Annotated in this window: 19 protein-coding genes; 8 read left to right on the forward strand and 11 right to left on the reverse strand. The window is 71.7% G+C overall.

What is annotated here, in order from left to right:
- Window positions 1-161: 161 nt before the first annotated feature.
- The 3 genes from IQ210_RS07895 to lnt all read left to right on the forward strand — a co-directional run bounded on the left by IQ210_RS07895 (window position 162) and on the right by lnt (window position 3,834).
- Window positions 162-1,382, forward strand: a complete 1,221-nt coding sequence (locus IQ210_RS07895; RefSeq protein WP_194078110.1) for an FAD-dependent monooxygenase — start codon at window positions 162-164, stop codon at window positions 1,380-1,382.
- A gap of 316 nt (window positions 1,383-1,698) precedes the next feature.
- Window positions 1,699-2,193 (forward strand): nuclear transport factor 2 family protein, encoded by a 495-nt coding sequence (locus IQ210_RS07900; protein WP_194078111.1) that lies wholly within the window; start codon window positions 1,699-1,701, stop codon window positions 2,191-2,193.
- Between the two features lie 72 nt (window positions 2,194-2,265).
- Window positions 2,266-3,834 (forward strand): apolipoprotein N-acyltransferase, encoded by a 1,569-nt coding sequence (gene lnt, locus IQ210_RS07905; protein WP_194078112.1) that lies wholly within the window; start codon window positions 2,266-2,268, stop codon window positions 3,832-3,834.
- Here the strand turns inward: lnt and IQ210_RS07910 are convergent.
- Window positions 3,758-4,663, reverse strand: coding sequence for a Gfo/Idh/MocA family protein (locus IQ210_RS07910; RefSeq protein WP_194078113.1), 906 nt, complete (start codon window positions 4,661-4,663; stop codon window positions 3,758-3,760). The genes lnt and IQ210_RS07910 overlap by 77 nt on opposite strands.
- A 12-nt stretch (window positions 4,664-4,675) precedes the next feature.
- Window positions 4,676-5,860: an FAD-dependent monooxygenase gene (locus tag IQ210_RS07915; protein WP_194078114.1), complete on the reverse strand. Its 1,185-nt coding sequence runs from the start codon at window positions 5,858-5,860 to the stop codon at window positions 4,676-4,678.
- Window positions 5,861-5,986: 126 nt separating this feature from the next.
- Between IQ210_RS07915 and IQ210_RS07920 the strand changes: the two genes are divergently transcribed.
- Window positions 5,987-6,592 (forward strand): TetR/AcrR family transcriptional regulator, encoded by a 606-nt coding sequence (locus IQ210_RS07920; protein WP_194078115.1) that lies wholly within the window; start codon window positions 5,987-5,989, stop codon window positions 6,590-6,592.
- A gap of 139 nt (window positions 6,593-6,731) precedes the next feature.
- Window positions 6,732-7,217: a hypothetical protein gene (locus tag IQ210_RS07925; RefSeq protein WP_194078116.1), complete on the forward strand. Its 486-nt coding sequence runs from the start codon at window positions 6,732-6,734 to the stop codon at window positions 7,215-7,217.
- A 96-nt stretch (window positions 7,218-7,313) separates the two neighbouring features.
- Here IQ210_RS07925 and IQ210_RS07930 read toward each other — a convergent pair whose 3' ends face one another.
- The 7 genes from IQ210_RS07930 to IQ210_RS07960 form a co-directional block, all read right to left on the reverse strand.
- Window positions 7,314-7,832, reverse strand: coding sequence for a hypothetical protein (locus IQ210_RS07930; RefSeq protein WP_194078117.1), 519 nt, complete (start codon window positions 7,830-7,832; stop codon window positions 7,314-7,316).
- A gap of 107 nt (window positions 7,833-7,939) precedes the next feature.
- On the reverse strand, window positions 7,940-8,623 hold the full coding sequence (locus tag IQ210_RS07935) for a uracil-DNA glycosylase (RefSeq protein WP_194078118.1): 684 nt from the start codon (window positions 8,621-8,623) through the stop codon (window positions 7,940-7,942).
- Window positions 8,624-8,712: 89 nt separating this feature from the next.
- Window positions 8,713-10,293: an ABC transporter substrate-binding protein gene (locus tag IQ210_RS07940; RefSeq protein WP_194078119.1), complete on the reverse strand. Its 1,581-nt coding sequence runs from the start codon at window positions 10,291-10,293 to the stop codon at window positions 8,713-8,715.
- Between the two features lie 217 nt (window positions 10,294-10,510).
- Window positions 10,511-11,278, reverse strand: coding sequence for an SDR family oxidoreductase (locus IQ210_RS07945; protein ID WP_194078120.1), 768 nt, complete (start codon window positions 11,276-11,278; stop codon window positions 10,511-10,513).
- Window positions 11,279-11,290: 12 nt separating this feature from the next.
- Window positions 11,291-12,052, reverse strand: coding sequence for a 3-oxoacyl-ACP reductase FabG (fabG, locus tag IQ210_RS07950; protein WP_059198243.1), 762 nt, complete (start codon window positions 12,050-12,052; stop codon window positions 11,291-11,293).
- A 128-nt stretch (window positions 12,053-12,180) separates the two neighbouring features.
- Complete coding sequence (locus IQ210_RS07955; RefSeq protein ID WP_194078121.1) at window positions 12,181-12,630, reverse strand: DUF3037 domain-containing protein; 450 nt, start codon at window positions 12,628-12,630, stop codon at window positions 12,181-12,183.
- Window positions 12,627-13,382 carry a HipA family kinase gene (locus IQ210_RS07960; RefSeq protein ID WP_194078122.1) on the reverse strand — a complete coding sequence of 252 codons (756 nt, stop codon included), beginning with the start codon at window positions 13,380-13,382 and terminating at the stop codon, window positions 12,627-12,629. The genes IQ210_RS07955 and IQ210_RS07960 overlap by 4 nt, the downstream gene beginning before the upstream one ends.
- A 91-nt stretch (window positions 13,383-13,473) precedes the next feature.
- Here IQ210_RS07960 and IQ210_RS07965 point away from each other — a divergent pair, with 91 nt between their 5' ends.
- Window positions 13,474-13,893 (forward strand): Rieske (2Fe-2S) protein, encoded by a 420-nt coding sequence (locus IQ210_RS07965; protein ID WP_194078123.1) that lies wholly within the window; start codon window positions 13,474-13,476, stop codon window positions 13,891-13,893.
- A 3-nt stretch (window positions 13,894-13,896) separates the two neighbouring features.
- On the opposite strand, the gene IQ210_RS07970 is transcribed toward IQ210_RS07965, so the two are convergent.
- Window positions 13,897-14,538 carry a cysteine hydrolase gene (locus tag IQ210_RS07970; protein WP_194078124.1) on the reverse strand — a complete coding sequence of 214 codons (642 nt, stop codon included), beginning with the start codon at window positions 14,536-14,538 and terminating at the stop codon, window positions 13,897-13,899.
- A 123-nt stretch (window positions 14,539-14,661) separates the two neighbouring features.
- Between IQ210_RS07970 and IQ210_RS07975 the strand changes: the two genes are divergently transcribed.
- Complete coding sequence (locus IQ210_RS07975; RefSeq protein ID WP_194078125.1) at window positions 14,662-15,129, forward strand: pyridoxamine 5'-phosphate oxidase family protein; 468 nt, start codon at window positions 14,662-14,664, stop codon at window positions 15,127-15,129.
- Between the two features lie 29 nt (window positions 15,130-15,158).
- Here IQ210_RS07975 and IQ210_RS07980 read toward each other — a convergent pair whose 3' ends face one another.
- Window positions 15,159-16,061 (reverse strand): LysR family transcriptional regulator, encoded by a 903-nt coding sequence (locus IQ210_RS07980; protein ID WP_194078126.1) that lies wholly within the window; start codon window positions 16,059-16,061, stop codon window positions 15,159-15,161.
- Between the two features lie 74 nt (window positions 16,062-16,135).
- Here IQ210_RS07980 and IQ210_RS07985 point away from each other — a divergent pair, with 74 nt between their 5' ends.
- On the forward strand, window positions 16,136-17,173 hold the full coding sequence (locus IQ210_RS07985; RefSeq protein ID WP_194078127.1) for a DMT family transporter: 1,038 nt from the start codon (window positions 16,136-16,138) through the stop codon (window positions 17,171-17,173).
- The last annotated feature ends 33 nt before the right edge of the window (window positions 17,174-17,206 follow it).

The raw sequence follows: 17,206 nt of genomic DNA on the forward strand, positions 1-17,206 counted from the left end.
CTCAACAAGGCTCCCGAGCAGTGCCGTTCGTCCTACGAAAACCGGCGCTGACCTGTCATGATGGAGACGTCTTCACCCCGGACGACCTCCTCCGACCTCCCGGCCGGAGATGCCCGAAACGCCTCGCACCACACCGGAGTCGTCTTCGCTACCGTCGTGCCATGCGAGCGATCGTCATGGGCGCGGGCATCGGAGGGCTGGCCGCGACGCTGGCGCTGCGCCGGGCCGGGGCCGAGGTGACGCTGGTCGAGCAGACCCCGCGGTACACCGAGGCAGGCGCCGGGATCCAACTCGCCCCGAACGCCACGCGGGTGCTGCGCCGGCTGGGGCGACTCGACGCGGTCGCCGCGCTGTCCGGGCCGCCCGGCCATCTCAGCTTCCGTAGCTGGTCCGACGGGACGGAGATCTGCCGTTACACGCTGGGGCGCGAGGTCGACGACGCGTTCGGGGCGCCGTATCTGCAGGTCCACCGGGCCGATCTCCAGCAGGCGCTCGCCGCCGCGGTGCCGCCCGGGGCGGTACGGCTGGGCACCGAGGTCGTGGGCATTGACCAGGACGACAGGTCGGCCACCGTGACGACCGCGCACGGCGAACGCCTCAGCGCCCACCTGGTGGTGGCCGCCGACGGCATCCGGTCCGCCGCCCGCCAGTGGCTCTTCGGCACGGACGAGGCGGTGTTCTCGAGGACGGCCGCCTACCGGGCGCTGCTTCCAGCCGCCGCGGTCGCCGATCTGGAGCTGCCGGACACCGGGATATGGCTCGGCCCCGGCCGGCACTTCGTCCACTACTGGCTGCGGCGGGGTGAACTCCTCAACGTCGTGGCCGTGTTCGGGACGGAGACCGCCCACGAGTCGTGGACCGAGCGGGCCGAACCGGGGGAACCACTGCGGGCGTTCGAGGGGTGGGAGGACCGCGTGGTCCAAGTCCTCACGCGTGCCGGCCAGATGTACCGCTGGGGCATCTACACCCGCGCCCCGCTCCCCCGTTGGCATATCGGGCGGGTGACCCTGCTGGGCGACAGCGCGCACGCGATGGTGCCGTTCCAGGCGCAGGGTGCGGCGCAGGCCATCCTCGACGCGGCCGTGCTCGGCGACTGCCTCACCGACGCGGCCCCGGACGACGTACCCGAAGCGCTCGACCGGTACGTACGACGGCGGCTCGCGGCCGCCACCGGGATGCAGGCCCGCTCCGCGAGCGCCGGCGAGGAGTTCCATCTCCCGGACGGCCCGGCGGCCCAGGCGCGCAACGCCCGGATGGCGGCCCACGCCGCGGAGCACCGGTTCTGGTCGGCGTCGAGCGCCTGGGGCACCGACGCCCTCGAAGACCCGGCTCCACGATCAGGACCGCGCAACCGCATGAACGCCCCGCGCCGCCCCAACTGAAGCCCCCCCGCCGCCGATTGGAGTCCCCGCCGCCTAACTAGAGCCCTCCGCCACCCGACCGAGGCGGCCCCGCACCCAACCGAAGTGCCCCCGCACCCGACCGCAGCCCCGCCACCCAACTGAAGTCCGCCGCCACCCGATTGAAGCCCCGCCAGCCAACTCAAGCCCCCCCCGCCACCCGATTGAAAGCCCCGCCACCCAACTGAAGCCCTCCGCCACCCGATTGGAGCCCCGTGCCGCCCGATTGGAGCCCCCATCGCTCGATTGTCGACGCACACCCCTTGGCCCGGCCCGTCCCATGCCCAACACTCGGCCCATGACGCAGCGTGTGGAGCTCGCCACCGTGATGGACCGGCTGGCCGTCGACGAACTCATCACCGACTACGCCGTGGCCGTGGACGACGGCGACTGGGCGGCGTACCGGCGCCTGTTCGCCCCGGACGGCCGGGCGGACTACCGGTCCGCGGGCGGGGTCGAGGGCGACGCGGGGCAGGTCGCCGCCTGGCTCGCGGAGAGCCTGAGCCTCTTCTCCATGCGGCAGCATCTGATCGTCAACCGGCGCATCACCTTCGGCACGCTGGACCACGACACCGGCGACACGGCCCGCGTCCAGGCGGACTACGTCAACCCGATGCGCTTCGTGCAGGACGGCGATGGCGCCGAGGGCCCTTCCGCGCCCGACTTCGTGTGCGGCGGCCGGTACGCCTTCGGGCTGCTGCGCACGTACGACGGCTGGCGGCTGCGCGAGGTGGTCGTGCAGGAGAAGTGGCGGCGTCTTCCCGGTCCCCGGCCCGCGCCCGTGATCAACTGAGCCGATGCCCTCTGTCCCCGGGGCGTCCGTACCGAGCACACTGGAGGGACGCACGGGGTAGGGAGGCGCCGCATGAAGACGCTCGGCCACTGGCTCACCACCCCGTGGCGGAGATCCGTGGTCGCCGCCCTGGCCGGCGCGCTGCCCGTGCTTGCGTTCCCGGCGCCGTCGCTGTGGTGGTTCGCCTACGTCGCCCTGGTCCCCTGGATGCTGCTGGCCCGCTCCGCGCCGACCGGGAAGCGGGCGGCGTACGACGGCTGGGCGGGCGGCTTCGGTTTCATGCTGGCGATGCACCACTGGCTGCTGCCGAGCCTCCATGTCTTCACGCTCGTCATCGCGGCCCTGCTCGGCGGGTTGTGGGCGCCCTGGGGATGGCTGGTCCGGCACTTCCTCACCGGTCCCGGCCGGCGGATCGTCGGCGCCTTCTTCGTGCTGCCGTCGGGATGGCTGCTGGTGGAGCTCGTCCGGTCCTGGCAGGGGCTCGGCGGACCGTGGGGCGTGCTCGGCTCCAGTCAGTGGCAGGTGGAACCCGCGCTGCGGCTGGCCTCGGTGGGCGGGGTGTGGCTGATCAGCTTCCTGATCGTGGCCGTGAACGTCGCGTTCGCCGTGCTGGTCGTCGTCCCGCGCTCCCGCGTCCCGGCCCTCGCCGCGCTCGTCGCCACCGCCGCCGTCACCTCCGCGTCCTGGATGTGGTCACCGCGCCCCGACGCGGACGGGCGGGTCCGGATCGCGGTCGTGCAGCCGGGTGTGATCGACGGTCTCGGCAGCGGTGACAAGCGTTTCGCCCGCGAGGAGCGGCTGACCCGGGAACTCGCCGGGCAGGACGTCGACCTGGTCGTGTGGGGCGAGAGCAGCGTCGGCTTCGACCTCGGCGACCGGCCTGACCTGGCCGGACGGCTCGCGACGCTCTCCCGGGAGACCGGCGCCGACATCCTCGTCAACGTGGACGCCCGCCGCTCGGACAAGCCCGGCATCTACAAGAGTTCGGTGCTGGTCGGCCCGGACGGGCTCACCGGCGACCGCTACGACAAGATGCGGCTCGTGCCGTTCGGCGAGTACATCCCGGCCCGCTCCCTGCTCGGCTGGGCGACCTCGGTCGGCAAGGCCGCGGGCGAGGACCGGCGGCGTGGCAGCGAGCAGGTCGTCATGGACGTCGGGCACGGGCTGAGGGTCGGCCCGATGGTCTGCTTCGAGTCCGCGTTCCCCGACATGAGCCGCCATCTCGCCGAGTCCGGCGCCGAGGTGCTGATCGCCCAGTCGTCGACGTCGACGTTCCAGGACAGCTGGGCGCCCGCGCAGCACGCCTCGCTGGCCGCCCTGCGCGCCGCCGAGACGGGCCGCCCGATGGTGCACGCGACGCTCACCGGGGTGTCGGCGGTGTACGGCCCCGAGGGACAGCGCGTCGGCTCCTGGCTCCCCACCGACGCGAGCACCTCCGCGGTCTACGAGGTCCCGCTGGCCACCGGTGTCACCCCGTACGTCCGCTACGGCGACTGGCCGACGCACGCGGCGCTGCTGATCCTGGCCGCCTGGTGCGTCGTACAGGGGCTGAAGGCCGTACGGCTCAGGCGGCCCGCTCCCGCACCGCGCGTACCACCCGCTCGCACAGCTCATGGGTCGCCAGCGCGTCCCGGGCGCTGAGCACCTTGCCCGCGCGCACCGCGTCGAGGAAGGCGAGCACCGCCTGTTCGATGCCGCGCTGCCGGGCCACCGGCACCCAGTCGCCGCGCCGGCGCACGGTCGGCTGGCCCTTGTGGTCGATCACCTCGGCAAGGTTGACGATCTGACGCTTGGTGTCCTGCCCGGAGACCTCCAGGATCTCCTCGGCCGAACCGCTGAGCCGGTTCATCACGCCGAGCGCGGTGAAGCCGTCCCCGGCGAGCTGGAGGACGACGTGGTGCAGCAGTCCGTCCTGGACGCGGGCGCGCACGGTCACGTCGTCGACCGGGCCCGGGGCGAGGAAGCGCAGGGTGTCGACGACGTGGATGAAGTCGTCGAGGATCATCGCGCGCGGTTCCTCGGGCAGCCCGATCCGGTTCTTCTGCATGAGGATCAGCTCGCGCGGGTGGTCGGCGCACTGCGCGTACCCGGGCGCGAACCGCCGGTTGAAGCCGACCGCCAGCGACACCCCGCGCTCCTCCGCGAGCGCCACCAGCCGCTCGGAGTCGGCCAGCTCGTAGGCCAGCGGCTTGTCGACGTACGTCGGTACGCCCGCCTCCAGCAGCCGCGTCACGATGTCGGGGTGCACGACGGTCGGCGCGTGCACGAAGGCCGCGTCGAGTCCCGCGGCGAGCAGCGCGTCGAGGTCCTGGTGCCGCTGTGCCTCCGGAAGGCGCAGGCCGTCGGCGACCCGGGCGAGGGTGGCGGGCGTCCGGGTCTGGAGGTGGAGTTCGACGCCGGGGAGGCCGCCGAGCACCGGCAGGTAGGCCTTCTGGGCGATGTCGCCGAGTCCGATGCAGCCGACCTTCACTGGTGGGTCTCCCTAACGCTCGCCCGTGCCTGACACGACGGCAGCATACGGCGACCGCGGCGGCCGCCAGTCGGCGATGCCGTCGAAACCTCGCAGGAGGAGGGCCGGCCCGACCTGTGACAGCGCGGCGATCGCCGTGTCGCGTACGGCCATCAGGGCGCGGTTGCCGGTCATGTTCAGGCGGCTGATCCGGACGGCCTGGCGGGCGATGGACGTCGTACGGGGCAGGCGGGCGGCGGTGTAGGCGGGGAGGTCGTCGCAGTGGTGGGCGAGGACCACCGCGTCCTCCAGGGCCTGGTTGCCGCCCTGGCCGAGGGTCGGCGGCATGGCGTGGGCGGCGTCGCCGAGGAGGGCGACGCGGCCGCGGTGGAAGGCGGGCAGCGGGTCGGCGAGGTGGTGGACGTCGTGGCGCAGGACGTCCTCGGGGCGGGCGGCGGCGAGCACGGCGGGGATCGGGTCGTGCCAGTCGCCGTACCGGCGCAACAGTTCGGCCCGCTCGTCGTCGGGGGCGTGCTGTCCCGCCGGGGTCATGGCGGCGGCGTAGGCGTAGACCCGGCCGTCCTTGAGCGGGTGGGTGCCCCAGATGCGGCCGCGGCCCCAGGTCTCGTGGGAGGCGAACTCCACGCCGGGGACGGGGATCACCACGCGCCAGGTGGTGAAGCCGGAGTAGACGGCTCCGGGGTGGTCGGGGAAGAGCGCGTGCCGTACGGCGGAGCGGACGCCGTCGGCGGCGACGACCAGGTCGGCCTCCAGCTCGCCGTCGGGCGTCCGGACGCGGGCCGGGCGGTGGGCGTCGCCGGGGTCGAGGAGGGTCGACGCGGCGGCGGTGCGGACGGCGTCGGGCGGGAGCAGGGCGGCGAGGCTGGTGACGAGGGTGGCGCGGTGCAGCAGGACGAGGGGGCCGCCGAAGCGCTCGGCCGCGGCGGCGGCGCTGGTGCGGGAGAGCCAGCGGCCGCGGGGTGTGCGCAGTCCGCCGTCGCCCTGCCAGGCGGCCAGGTCACGGATCTCGTCGCCGATGCCGAGGACGTCCAGGGCGCGCAGCGCGTTGGGCGCGAGGGAGATGGCGGCGCCGACGGGTTCGAGGGAGCGGGCCCGTTCCAGGACGGTGACCCGGTGGCCGCTCAGCCGCAGGGCGGCGGCCGCGGCCAGGCCACCGATGCCGCCTCCGATGACGACGACGTTCTTGGGCTGTGCCATGGCTCCTCCTGGGGCAGGGGTATCCGGCCACCTCGTCACTACAGGTGTAGTGACGAACGATGTCGAGATTACTACGCCTGTAGTGCGGATTACTACAGGCGTAGTGCGACGGGTAGGTTGAGGCCCATGGCCGTACGCACATCGACCGCCGCCGCCACGGGCGCCTCCCGCGGCGACCGCGTCGCCGACGCCGCCCTCGCGCTGCTCGCCGAGCGGGGCATGCGCGGTCTCACCCACCGGGCCGTCGACGAGGCGGCGGAGCTGCCGCCGGGGTCCACCTCCAATGTCGCCCGCACCCGCCAGGCCTTGCTGGAGCTGGCGGTACGACGGCTCGCCGACCGCGAGGCGAAGGTGCTGGGCCTGCACGAGATGCCGGCCCCCGACAGCGGTCTGCCCGCGATGGTGGACGCCTTGGCCCTGGCGACCCACCGCGCCCTGACCCGCAACCGCGAACTGACGCTGGCCCGCTACGAACTGGCCCTGGAGGCCACCCGCCGCCCCGAGCTGCGCGCCTACTTCGACGCGACCGGGGCCCGCTTCCGCGACCAGCTGAGCGTCCTCGTCACGGCGCTGGGCTCGACCGAGCCGGCCCGGCATGTGCTGTCCCTGGTGGCGTGGGCGGACGGGCTGATGTTCTCCTGCGTGGCCGGGGCGTTCGGGACGCAGGTGCCGAGCCTGGACGAAGTACGGGCGGGACTGCGGGAGTTGCTGGACGGCATGCTGGGGGCGTGAACCCGCGCGTCGGCGGCCCCGCGTCGCCGTCACCCCTGGCGGTGCCGCGCCCTCCGTACGGGGCCGGAGATCACCCGTGCGGGGCAACCTGCGCTTGTCCGCTGTCCCGAACCCGGCGGTAAGCAGCAGAGTGACGCAGGTGCATCGAACGACGACCACCGCAACGCTCCTGGTCACCGTGGCTGTCTCGGCCCTCTCCGGCTGTGTGACGGTCCAGCGACCGGTCGCCCCGGGCCCACCGGCGGCGCCCTCCCTGCCGGCGGCGCCCCGACCGGACGGTCAGGCCGAGCCGCAGATCGTGCAGGCGCCGGCGCGGGAGGCCCTGGAGCTCATCGGCCCGTCCCGCGAGGCGAAACCCGGGGCGCCCGCCACGCACCGGGCGGCGCCGCCGTCGCCCACGCAGGAGCAGGCACCGCGGCAGCAGCCACCGCGCGCACACCCCGAGCACCCCGCCCACCCGGCGCATCCCGAGACCCGCCGGCCGCCGCATCCGCACGTCGAGATCCCCGACGTGGCGACGGCGGTGCCGAAGAACCCGGATGTCTGCGGCCTCGGCAAGCGGTACGGCGGCTGGCGCAAGGACAGCCCGGAGGCGAGGATCTGCGAGCAGACGTACGGGCGTTAGGGCCTGTCCGGCGGATCAGACCGCAGAAGAGCCGCGACGCCTCGCCCCGCGTCCGCGACATGATCCGCCGGACAGGCCCTTAGGCCCTCCGCAGGCTCACGGGCGCTGTCTCGGCGGCGCCCATCCGCCCTCCCCCGGCGACCCCTCCCCCAGCCGCAGCTCCAGTCGGCTGATCGCGGCGCGCACCCCGTCGCCGTAGCTGTCGTCGGCGAGGGCGTCCGCTGCTCCGCGCGCCCGGCGGAGGTGGGTGCGGGCGGCGTCGGAGCGGTCGAGTTTCACGTAGTCGGCGGCCAGATTGAGATGCAGCGAGGGATACAGGGCGCGCACCGCCAGCGTGCTCTCGTGCTCGGCGAGGCGGTCGTCGGTGAGTTCCTCGGCGGCCGTCAACGCCCGCAAATCCCAGGCCAGTTCGTCCGAGGGGTCGTCCTGGGCGTCAGCCATGTAGTGGGCGAGGGTGCAGCGGTGCAGCGGGTCGCCGTCCTCGCCGATCTCCGCCCACAGGTCCAGGAAGCGGTGCCGGGCCTCCTCACGGTCCCCCGCGTGATGCAACATGACGACCTGCCCGATCCGCGTCATCACGGCATCCGGCGCCGCCTGCTCCTGTCGCTCCGCCACCGCGTCCTCCACACCCTCGGGCCGTCCTGTCCCGCCCGACGCTAATCGGGAGCACTGACAATCACGGCGAGGCGGGGCCGACCCGGTGGATCGGCCCCGGGAGCAGGTCAGCCCAGGTTGGGGATCGTCCAGTCGATCGGCTCGTGGCCCTGGAGCGCCACCGCCGCGTTGATCTGGGTGAAGGGGCGGGAGCCGAAGAACTTCTTCGCCGACAGGGGCGAGGGGTGGGCGCCCTTCACGACCACGTGCCGGGTCTCGTCGATCAGCGGGAGCTTCTTCTGGGCGTAGTTGCCCCAGAGGACGAAGACCGCCGGGTCGGGCCGGTCGGCCACCGCGCGGATGACCGCGTCGGTGAACTTCTCCCAGCCCTTGCCCTTGTGCGAGTTGGCCTCACCGGAGCGGACGGTGAGCACCGCGTTGAGCAGCAGGACGCCCTGCTGGGCCCACGGCAGCAGATAGCCGTTGTCCGGGATCGGGGTGCCCAGCTCCTCCTTCATCTCCTTGTAGATGTTCCGCAGGGAGGGCGGGGTCTTCACACCGGGACGGACCGAGAAGCACAGGCCGTGGCCCTGGCCCTCGCCGTGGTACGGGTCCTGACCGAGGATCAGGACCTTCACCTGGTCGTACGGCGTCGCGTCGAGCGCGGCGAAGACCTCCTCGCGCGGCGGAAAGACGGGACCCTTCGCCCGCTCCTCCTCGACGAACTCGGTCAGCTCCTTGAAGTAGGGCTGCTGGAGCTCGTCGCCCAGGACCCCGCGCCAGGACTCGGGCAGCATGGCGATGTCGGTCACGTCAACGTCCTTATGTCGTGCGGTCACTTCAGTGCTCAGAACCTACAGGCGACCACTGACAACGGACCGCACACCCTCAAAGCCCCCACTCACCAGCTCGTCTTGCGGTACAGCTCGCCCATCATCATGATCGTCGACGGGTCCAGGGCCGTCTCGCCGCCGGAGATGTCGTCGTTCGCGGCGACGTACTGCCGGCCCTGCCACAGCGGCAGCAGCCGGGCGTCGTCGGTGATGATCTGCTGGGCCTCCTCGAAGTCCTTGACCACGTTGGCGCGGTCGCTCTGGCGGCGCGAGCGCGGCAGCAGGGTGCCGGTGATCTCGGGCTGCGGGTAGGGCGTGCCGAGGGCGTTCTTGTCGCCGACGAAGGGAGAGATGAAGTTGTCGGCGTCCGGGAAGTCGGGGAACCAGCCGCGCCCGAACACGGGGTACTCGCCGTTCTGGTAGCCGGTGACGTAGGTCTTCCAGGGGCGGCTCTTGAGGGTGATCTCGAAGAGGCCGGAGTCCTCCAGCTGGCTCTTCAGCTCCTCGAACTCGGCCTTGGTGGCGGAGCCGTAGCGGTCGGTGGTGTACCAGAGGGTGAGCGGGACGGTCTGGGTGATGCCGGCGTCCTGGAGGATCTTCTTGGCCTTGGCGACGCTGGGGTTGCCGTAGTCGTCGAAGAAGCCGGTGGTGTGGCCGGTGAGGCCCTTCGGGACCATCGAGTACAGCGGCTCGACGGTGTCCTTGTAGACCTTGTGCGCGATCGCCCCGCGGTCGACGATCTGGGCGACGGCCTTGCGGACGGCGAGCTTGCCGGCCCAGGGGTCCTTCGGGTTGAACACCAGGTAGCTGATCTCGGTGCCGGAGCCGTCGAAGAGCTGGAGGTCGGTGTCGTTCTGCTCCTTGTCCAGGCTGACGACGTCGTCGGCGCCCAGTCCGCGGAAGGCGACGTCGAGGGAGCCGTCCTTCAGGCCCTGCACCATGGGCGCGGATTCCTTGAAGTAGCGGATGGTCACCGCGTCGTTCTTGCGCTCGGCGTACCCGTCGTAGTCGCCGTACTTGACGAGTTCGGCCTTGTCCTCGCTGTACGACTTGAGGGTGTACGGCCCGGAGCCGACGATGCTGTCGCCCTTGCGCAGCGCGTCGGCCGGGTACTCGTCGGGGTCGACGATCGACATGGCGGGGGTGGCGAGGACGAACGGGAAGGTCGCGTCGGGCTTGTTGAGGTGGAAGACGACCTCGCGCTCGCCGAGCGCCTGGACGCGTTCGAGGCTGCCGAGGAGACCGGCGGGGCCACCGTTGACGTTGATCTTCCCGATCCGGTCGATGGAGTGCTTGACGGCCTTGGCGTCGAGCGTGTCGCCGTTGGAGAACTTCAGGCCCTCGCGCAGCTTGCAGCTGTAGACGCGGTTCGCGTTGTCGGTGAACTTGCAGCTCTCGGCGGCGTCGGGCTGGGGCGTGGTGGCGCCGGAGGGATAGCTGAGGAGGGTCTGGTAGATGTTGCGGAACAGCTCCCAGGAGCTGTCCCAGGAGGCGGCGGGGTCCAGGGTGCTGGGGGCGCTGGTGGTCCCGACGACGATCGGCCCCTGGTCGTCGGAGGAGTCCGACGACAGGACACCGCACCCGGCCACCAGCGACGATATGGACGCGAAGGCCGCCATCCGACGAAGGCCTCGGTTCCGGTTGAACACGCGCACGCTCCTCGATCTGCCATGCCAAGGGTTGGCAGACCATACCGCAGCCTCGGGCGAGCCGAACCGGGTCTTCCGGCTGGTTCTCGACCGCTGAGATCGCGGCAACGCTGTCAGGAGTCTGTGCGGTTGTTGTACGTCCCCGTGTGGGTTGTTTGTACGTCGACACGGGCGCCGTTTCTGTCGAGCGGCGCCCGTGCCGGTCGTACGTCGTGGGTCAGCCGACGCCGGCGTTGAGGAAGATGCCGCCGTCGACGACGAGGGTCTGGCCGGTGATCCAGGCGGACTGCTCGGAGGTGAGGAACTCCGCGGCGCCGCCGATGTCGGAGGGCACGCCGAGCCGGGCGAGCGGGTAGGAGGCCGCGGCCTCCTCCTCCCGGCCCTCGTACAGGGCCTGGGCGAACTTGGTCTTCACGACGGCCGGGGCGATCGCGTTGACCCGCACCTTGGGCGCGAACTCGTGGGCGAGCTGCTGGGTCAGGTTGATCATCGCGGCCTTGCTGACGCCGTAGGCGGCGATGAAGGGCGAGGGCGCGATGCCCGCGACGGAGGCGATGTTGACGATCGCGCCGCCGTTGTCCTTCTGCCAGGCGTGCCAGGTCTTCTGCGCGAAGCCGAGCGCCGAGATCACGTTGGTCTCGAACACCTTGCGGGCCACGTTCAGGTCGAGGTCGGCGATCGGGCCGAACACCGGGTTGGTGCCGGCGTTGTTGACCAGGAAGTCGACGCGGCCGAAGGCCTCCATGGCGCGCTCGACGGCGACGGCCTGGTGGGCCTCGTCGTGGGCCTTGCCGGCGACGCCGATGACGCGGTCGGCGCCGAGCTGCTCGACGGCCTCCTTGAGGGCGTCCTCGTTGCGGCCGGTGATGACGACCCGGTCACCGCGGGCGACGAGCGCCTCGGCGACGCCGTAGCCGATGCCGCGGCTGGCGCCCGTGACGAGGGCGACCTTGCCGGAGAGTTCGGGGAGTTCCACCGAAGTCATGTTCCTGTTCCCCTAGTCGAGCGGTCCGCCGGCCACGTACAGCACCTGGCCGGAGACGAAGCCGGCGGCCTCGTTGGTGAAGAAGGCGATGGCGTTGGCGATGTCGTCGGGCTCGCCGACGCGGGCCACCGGGATCTGGGTGGCGGCGGCGGCCTTGAACTCCTCGAAGCCCATGCCGACGCGGGCGGCGGTGGCCGCGGTCATGTCGGTGGCGATGAAGCCGGGGGCGACGGCGTTGGCGGTGATGCCGAACTTGCCGAGCTCGATGGCGAGGGTCTTGGTGAAGCCCTGCAGACCGGCCTTGGCGGCGGAGTAGTTGGCCTGGCCGCGGTTGCCGAGCGCGGAGGACGAGGACAGGTTGACCACGCGGCCGAAGCCGGCGTCGACCATGTGCTTCTGGACGTACTTCGTCATCAGGAAGGAGCCGCGCAGGTGCACGTTGAGGACGGTGTCCCAGTCCGAGGCGCTCATCTTGAACAGCAGGTTGTCGCGGAGCACGCCCGCGTTGTTGACGAGGATGGTCGGCGCGCCCAGCTCCTCGACGACCCGCGCGACCGCGGCCTCGACCTGCGCCTCGTCGGAGACGTCCGCGCCGACCGCGATCGCCTTGCCGCCGGCTGCGGTGATCTTCTCGACGGTGTCCTTGCAGGCGGCCTCGTCGAGGTCGATCACGGCGACCGCGCGGCCCTCGGCGGCCAGTCGTACGGCGGTGGCCGCGCCGATGCCGCGCGCGGCACCGGTGACGATCGCTACCCGCTGCTCAGTGGTGGACATTGCTGCTTCTCCTCGCCCTTGAAGAATGTGCGGCCCGGTCGGTGAGCGACCGCTTAGTACCTTCGGCAGACGTGACGCTAGAAGGCCTGGCACCCGGTGTCAACGCCACGCGGCCCGGGTGTGATCCATTACCTGACCAGGAGGTCCAGCAACCGCTCGGTCTCGGCCGCCGGATCGAGCGTGAGCCCGGTGTGCACGGGACCCGGCTGGACGACGGTGGAGCGGGGCGCGATCAGCCAGCGGAAGCGCCGTCCGGCGTCGTCGGAGGCGGCCTGACCGGCGCTGTCCCCGCCACCGCAGACCCGCTCGACTGCGCTCAGTGCCGCCCTGATGCCGGCCACGTCGGCGCTCGGGTCGAGGGCGCGCAGCCGGGCCTCGTCGAGGTGGGTGCGGGCTCCGACGTACCCCTTCGCGCGGCAGTAGACGAGCACCCCGGCGTTGATGCACTCGCCGCGTTCCACGCGCGGGACGACGCGCAGCAGGACGTACTCGAAGACGTCCCGGTCGTTGCCCTCGCCACCCTTGATGATGTGGCGCTCGACCACGCTGCCGGCCATGTGGATGTGGCGCTCGCTCATTTGATCCCCTGGATGCGGTCGTGGATGACGGCGGCCCGGGCCAGCAGGGGCCGGGCGTAGGCCCGGCGCAGGTCGTCCGGGGTGTCGAAGCCGGGTTCGTCGGCCAGCCACGCGTCCGGGATCTCGGCGGTGACCTCGGCGAGGAGGTCCTCGGTGACGCGCGGGGCCAGCTCCGCGGCGGCGCTCGCGAGGTCGGGGGCGAAGCGGGCGAGGGCGTGGTCGGCGGCGTCGTAGGGGCGGGCCGCGGAGGCCTCGGCGCCGGGCCAGTTGTGGTGCCAGATCATGGTGGCGCCGTGGTCGATGAGCCACAGTTCGCCGTGCCACATCAGCAGGTTGGGGTTGCGCCAGGACCGGTCGACGTTGTTGATCAGTGCGTCGAACCAGACGATCCGCCCGGCCTCAGCCGCGTCCACCTCGAAGGCGAGCGGGTCGAAGCCGAGCGCGCCGGAGAGGAAGTCCATCCCGAGGTTGGTGCCGCCGCTGGCCCGCAGCAAGTCCTGCACCTGCTGCTCGGGCTCGCCGAGGCCGAGCACCGGGTCCAGGTCGAGCGTCACGAGCCGCGGCACCCGGAACCCGAGCCGCCGCGCCAGCTCACCGCAGACCACCTCGGCGACCAGCGTCTTGCGGCCCTGTCCGGCGCCGGTGAACTTCATGACGTACGTCCCGAGGTCGTCGGCCTCGACGAGTCCCGGCAGTGAGCCGCCCTCACGCAGGGGCGTGATGTAGCGGGTCGCGATGGCTTCCTTGAGCATCGCCCCAGGTTACTGGGGCTGCTCTGAACAACCCGCACTCCGGGCCCGTACCTCAGGGCAGTTCACGAGGTATCCGCGGAAGGGACTCAGCATGGCCAGCGAATCGCTTCATCCCGCTTCGGCACCGAGCCGCCGTACGGTCGTGGCGGCGGTGGGGGCGGCAGGGCTCGCCATCACGCTGAACGCGTGCGGCTCGGACGACGAGGGGTCGACCGCCGCGGCCGGGACCGCGCTGGGGAAGACCTCGGAGATCCCGGAGGGCGGCGGCAAGATCTTCGCGGACGAGGGTGTGGTGGTGACCCAGCCGACCGCGGGCACGTACAAGGCGTTCTCGTCCAAGTGCACGCATCAGGGCTGCGCGGTGACCGGGATCGCCAACGGGGTCATCACCTGCCCGTGCCACAAGAGCGAGTTCTCGGTGACCGACGGCAGCGTGAAGAAGGGTCCCGCCACCCAGCCGCTGCCGGAGGAGAAGATCACCGTGAGCGGGGACTCGATCACCCTCGCGTGAGGGTCATGCACGCTTTCGGCGGCTGAGGCAGGCCAGCATGTCGGCCGTCGTCGTGAGCGTGGCGACCAGGGCGAGGGTGTTGCGGATCATCGCCGGGGTGTAGTCGGAGGGCACCCCGGCGATGGCGTCCGTGGGCACGACGGCGGTGTAGCCGCGGTTGACCGCGTCGAACACCGCGTTGGGGATCGCCACGTTGGCGGAGACGCCGGTGACGACGAGGGTGCGGCAGCCCAGGTTGCGCAGCAGCGGATCGACGTCCGTGCCCTGGATCGGCGACAGCCCGTGCAGCCGTCGTACGACGAAGTCCTCCTCGGAGACCTCGATCGGGGCCGCCACCCGGACCGCGCTGGTGCCGGACAGCTGCTGGACGGGGAGCCGTTCGGCGGCCCGGAAGAGGCGGGCGTTGCGGTTGGCGCCGCGGCCGTCGGGGCGGCGTTCGGCGATCGCGTGGACGACCTGGACACCACTGTCGTGGGCGGCCGCGACCAGTCGGGCCACGTTGGCGAGAGTCCCCGACGACCGTGCCTCCTTGGCGAGTTCGGGGAGCGCGCTGTCCGGGCCGACGACGCCCTGCTGGCACTCGACCGTGAGCAGCACGGTGGTGGCCGGGTCGAGGAGTTCGCTCAACTGCTCGTGCGACGGCACGTTCTGCCCCCTTGTCGCCAACGGTGTGGGCGGGCGAGCGTAACCACCATTGCGTGTTGAAGGAAGACACCGCATTGTTTTCTGACGCACTGTCAGATTCCGAGCAGGAGAAAGAGGGGGCGGATGACCGTCACTCAGCGTCGGGGCCGGAAGATCATGATGACGCCGGGCGAGCTGGACGAGTTCCTGACCAGCCAGCGCACCTGCCGGGTCGCCACCGTGTCCAAGGACGGCGCTCCGCATGTGAGCACGCTCTGGTTCGCCTGGGACGGCACCTCGTTGTGGCTGTACTCGGTGGTGAAGAGCAGGCGTTGGACCGATCTGCGCCGTGACCAGCGGGTCGCGATCGTGATCGACACGGGCGAGGAGTACGACGAGCTGCGCGGCGTGGAGCTGTCGGGTGCCGTGGAGTTCGTGGGCGAAGCACCCCGGGTCGGGGATCTGTACGCCGAACTCGACGTTCCCGAGACGCTGTTCGCCCGCAAGAACTTCGGCCTCGACGAGATGCCGCACGACGGACGGCACGCGTGGGTGCGGCTGACGCCGGACAAGATCGTGTCGTGGGACTTCCGCAAGTTGGCCTCGATGTGAGGAAGTTCAGCCGAGTGATGTAGGGAAGTTCAGCCCAGTTTCGCCGCCGCTTCCCTGAGGGCCTCGACCGCCGCCCTGATCGACGGGCGGCGGTCCGCGTCCGCGCGCCAGACGACGTACACATGGCGCCGGACCCGCTGCTTGAGCGGGACGGTGACGACGCCTTCGGGCATCGGGTGCCGTCCCAGCAGCGGGGCGATACAGACGCCCAACCCGGCTGCCACGAGGCCGAGTTGGGTGTGGGTCTCGGCGGCGCGGTGGCCGACGATGGGCTCGATGCCCTTGGAGCGCAGGGTGAACATCAGCCATTCGTGGCAGAACTCGCCCTGCCCCCAGGTGATCCACTCGTCCCCCGCGAACTCGGCGAGGTCCACCTCGTCGCGGTCGGCGAGCCGATGGCCGACCGGCATCGCCACGTCCGCCGGGTCGTCCAGGACGGATGCCTTGACCAGGCCGTCCGGGAGCGGCATCGGCTTGTTGTACCAGTCCAGGACCACGGCGAGGTCGAGGTCGCCGCGGACCACGCCGGCGATGCCGAGCTCCGGTTCCAGCTCGCACGAGCGGACCCGCAGGGCGGGGTGCTCGGCGACGAGGGCGGAGAGCGCGGCCGGGAACAGCCCGCGCGCGGCCGTGGGGAACGCGGAGATGCGCAACTCGCCCACCACCTGGCCGCGTTGGGCCTCCAGGTCGGACTGGGCGAGTTCGACCTGCGACAGGATGCGGGCCGCATGCTCGGCGAGCAGCCGGCCGGCGTCCGTGAGCCGCACGCCGCGGCCGTTCTTGGCGAGGAGCTGCTGGCCGACCTCGCGCTCCAGCTTGGACATCTGCTGCGAGACGGCGGACGTCGTGATGTGCAGGCCCTCGGCGGCGCCGCTCACCGAGCCGTGCCGGGCGAGGGCGTCGAGGGTGCGCAGGCGCTCCAGGTTCAACATGTAAGCAATGCTACGAGATATCGCGTCGAATATCTCGCTTGTGCTACGAGGTTGTGGGCGTCATCGTTGCCTCCATGACCACCGCCGCCCCCGCCCGGACCCGCACCCTCGACTGGCGACTGCGCTTCGCCGCCCTCGCGCTGATCTGGGGTTTCAGCTTCCTGCTCATCAAGGTGGGCACGGACGGGTACGCCCCCTTCCAGGTCACCTTCGGACGGCTGCTGTTCGGGACGCTGGTGCTGGCGGCCGCGATGGCGGTGAAGCGGGAGCGGTTGCCGCGGGGCGCCCGGATCTGGGGCCATCTGGCGGTCGCGGCGTTGCTGCTCAACGCCCTGCCGTTCTCGCTCTTCGCGTACTCGGAGCTGACCATTCCGTCCACGCTGGCGGGCATCTGCAACGCGACCTCGCCGCTGTGGGGCATGGCCCTGTCCGTGGTCGCCCTCTCCGAGGACCGGCCCACGCGGGTCCGGGTGGCAGGGCTCGGGATCGGGTTCCTCGGGGTGCTGACGGTGCTGGGCGCCTGGCAGGGCTTCCACGGCCTGGACGCCGGGGGCACGGCGATGGCGCTGCTCGCCTCGCTGAGCTACCCGATCGGCTGGATCTACGTCCGCCGCACACTGGCCGGGTCGGGCCACTCCCATCTCTCCATGACCGGCGCCCAGTTGCTGCTGGCGACGCTGCAACTGGCGGTCGTGACCCCGCTGTTCACGTCTGTCCCGACGCACTTCGCGGGCGTGCCGCTGCTGGCGATCGTCGCGCTGGGCGCACTCGGCACCGGGCTGGCCGTTCTCATCCAGTACGGCCTGGTCGCCGAAGTCGGGCCTACGACCGCCCAGATGGTCACGTACTTCATCCCCGTCATCGCCACGGGAGCGGGCGTCGCGATCCTCGGGGAGTCACTGAGCTGGTCGACGCCGGTGGGGGCGGTGATCGTGCTGGCGGGGGCGGCGTTGACCCAGGTGAAGCAGGCTCCGAAGGCCGACAGCGCCACTCGCACCCCGACCCCGGCCGACAGCGCCACCCGCCCCTCCCGACCCGCCGACCGGGTGGGGCGCGCCTCCGACGTCACCGACAAGGCGAGGCACAGCCCGGCCCCGGCCCCGGCCGACTAGGCGAGCCATACCCCCGCCGGTGTCACACGCATC

The sequence above is a fragment of the Streptomyces justiciae genome (genome assembly GCF_015163075.1).
GTDB lineage: Bacteria > Actinomycetota > Actinomycetes > Streptomycetales > Streptomycetaceae > Streptomyces > Streptomyces justiciae.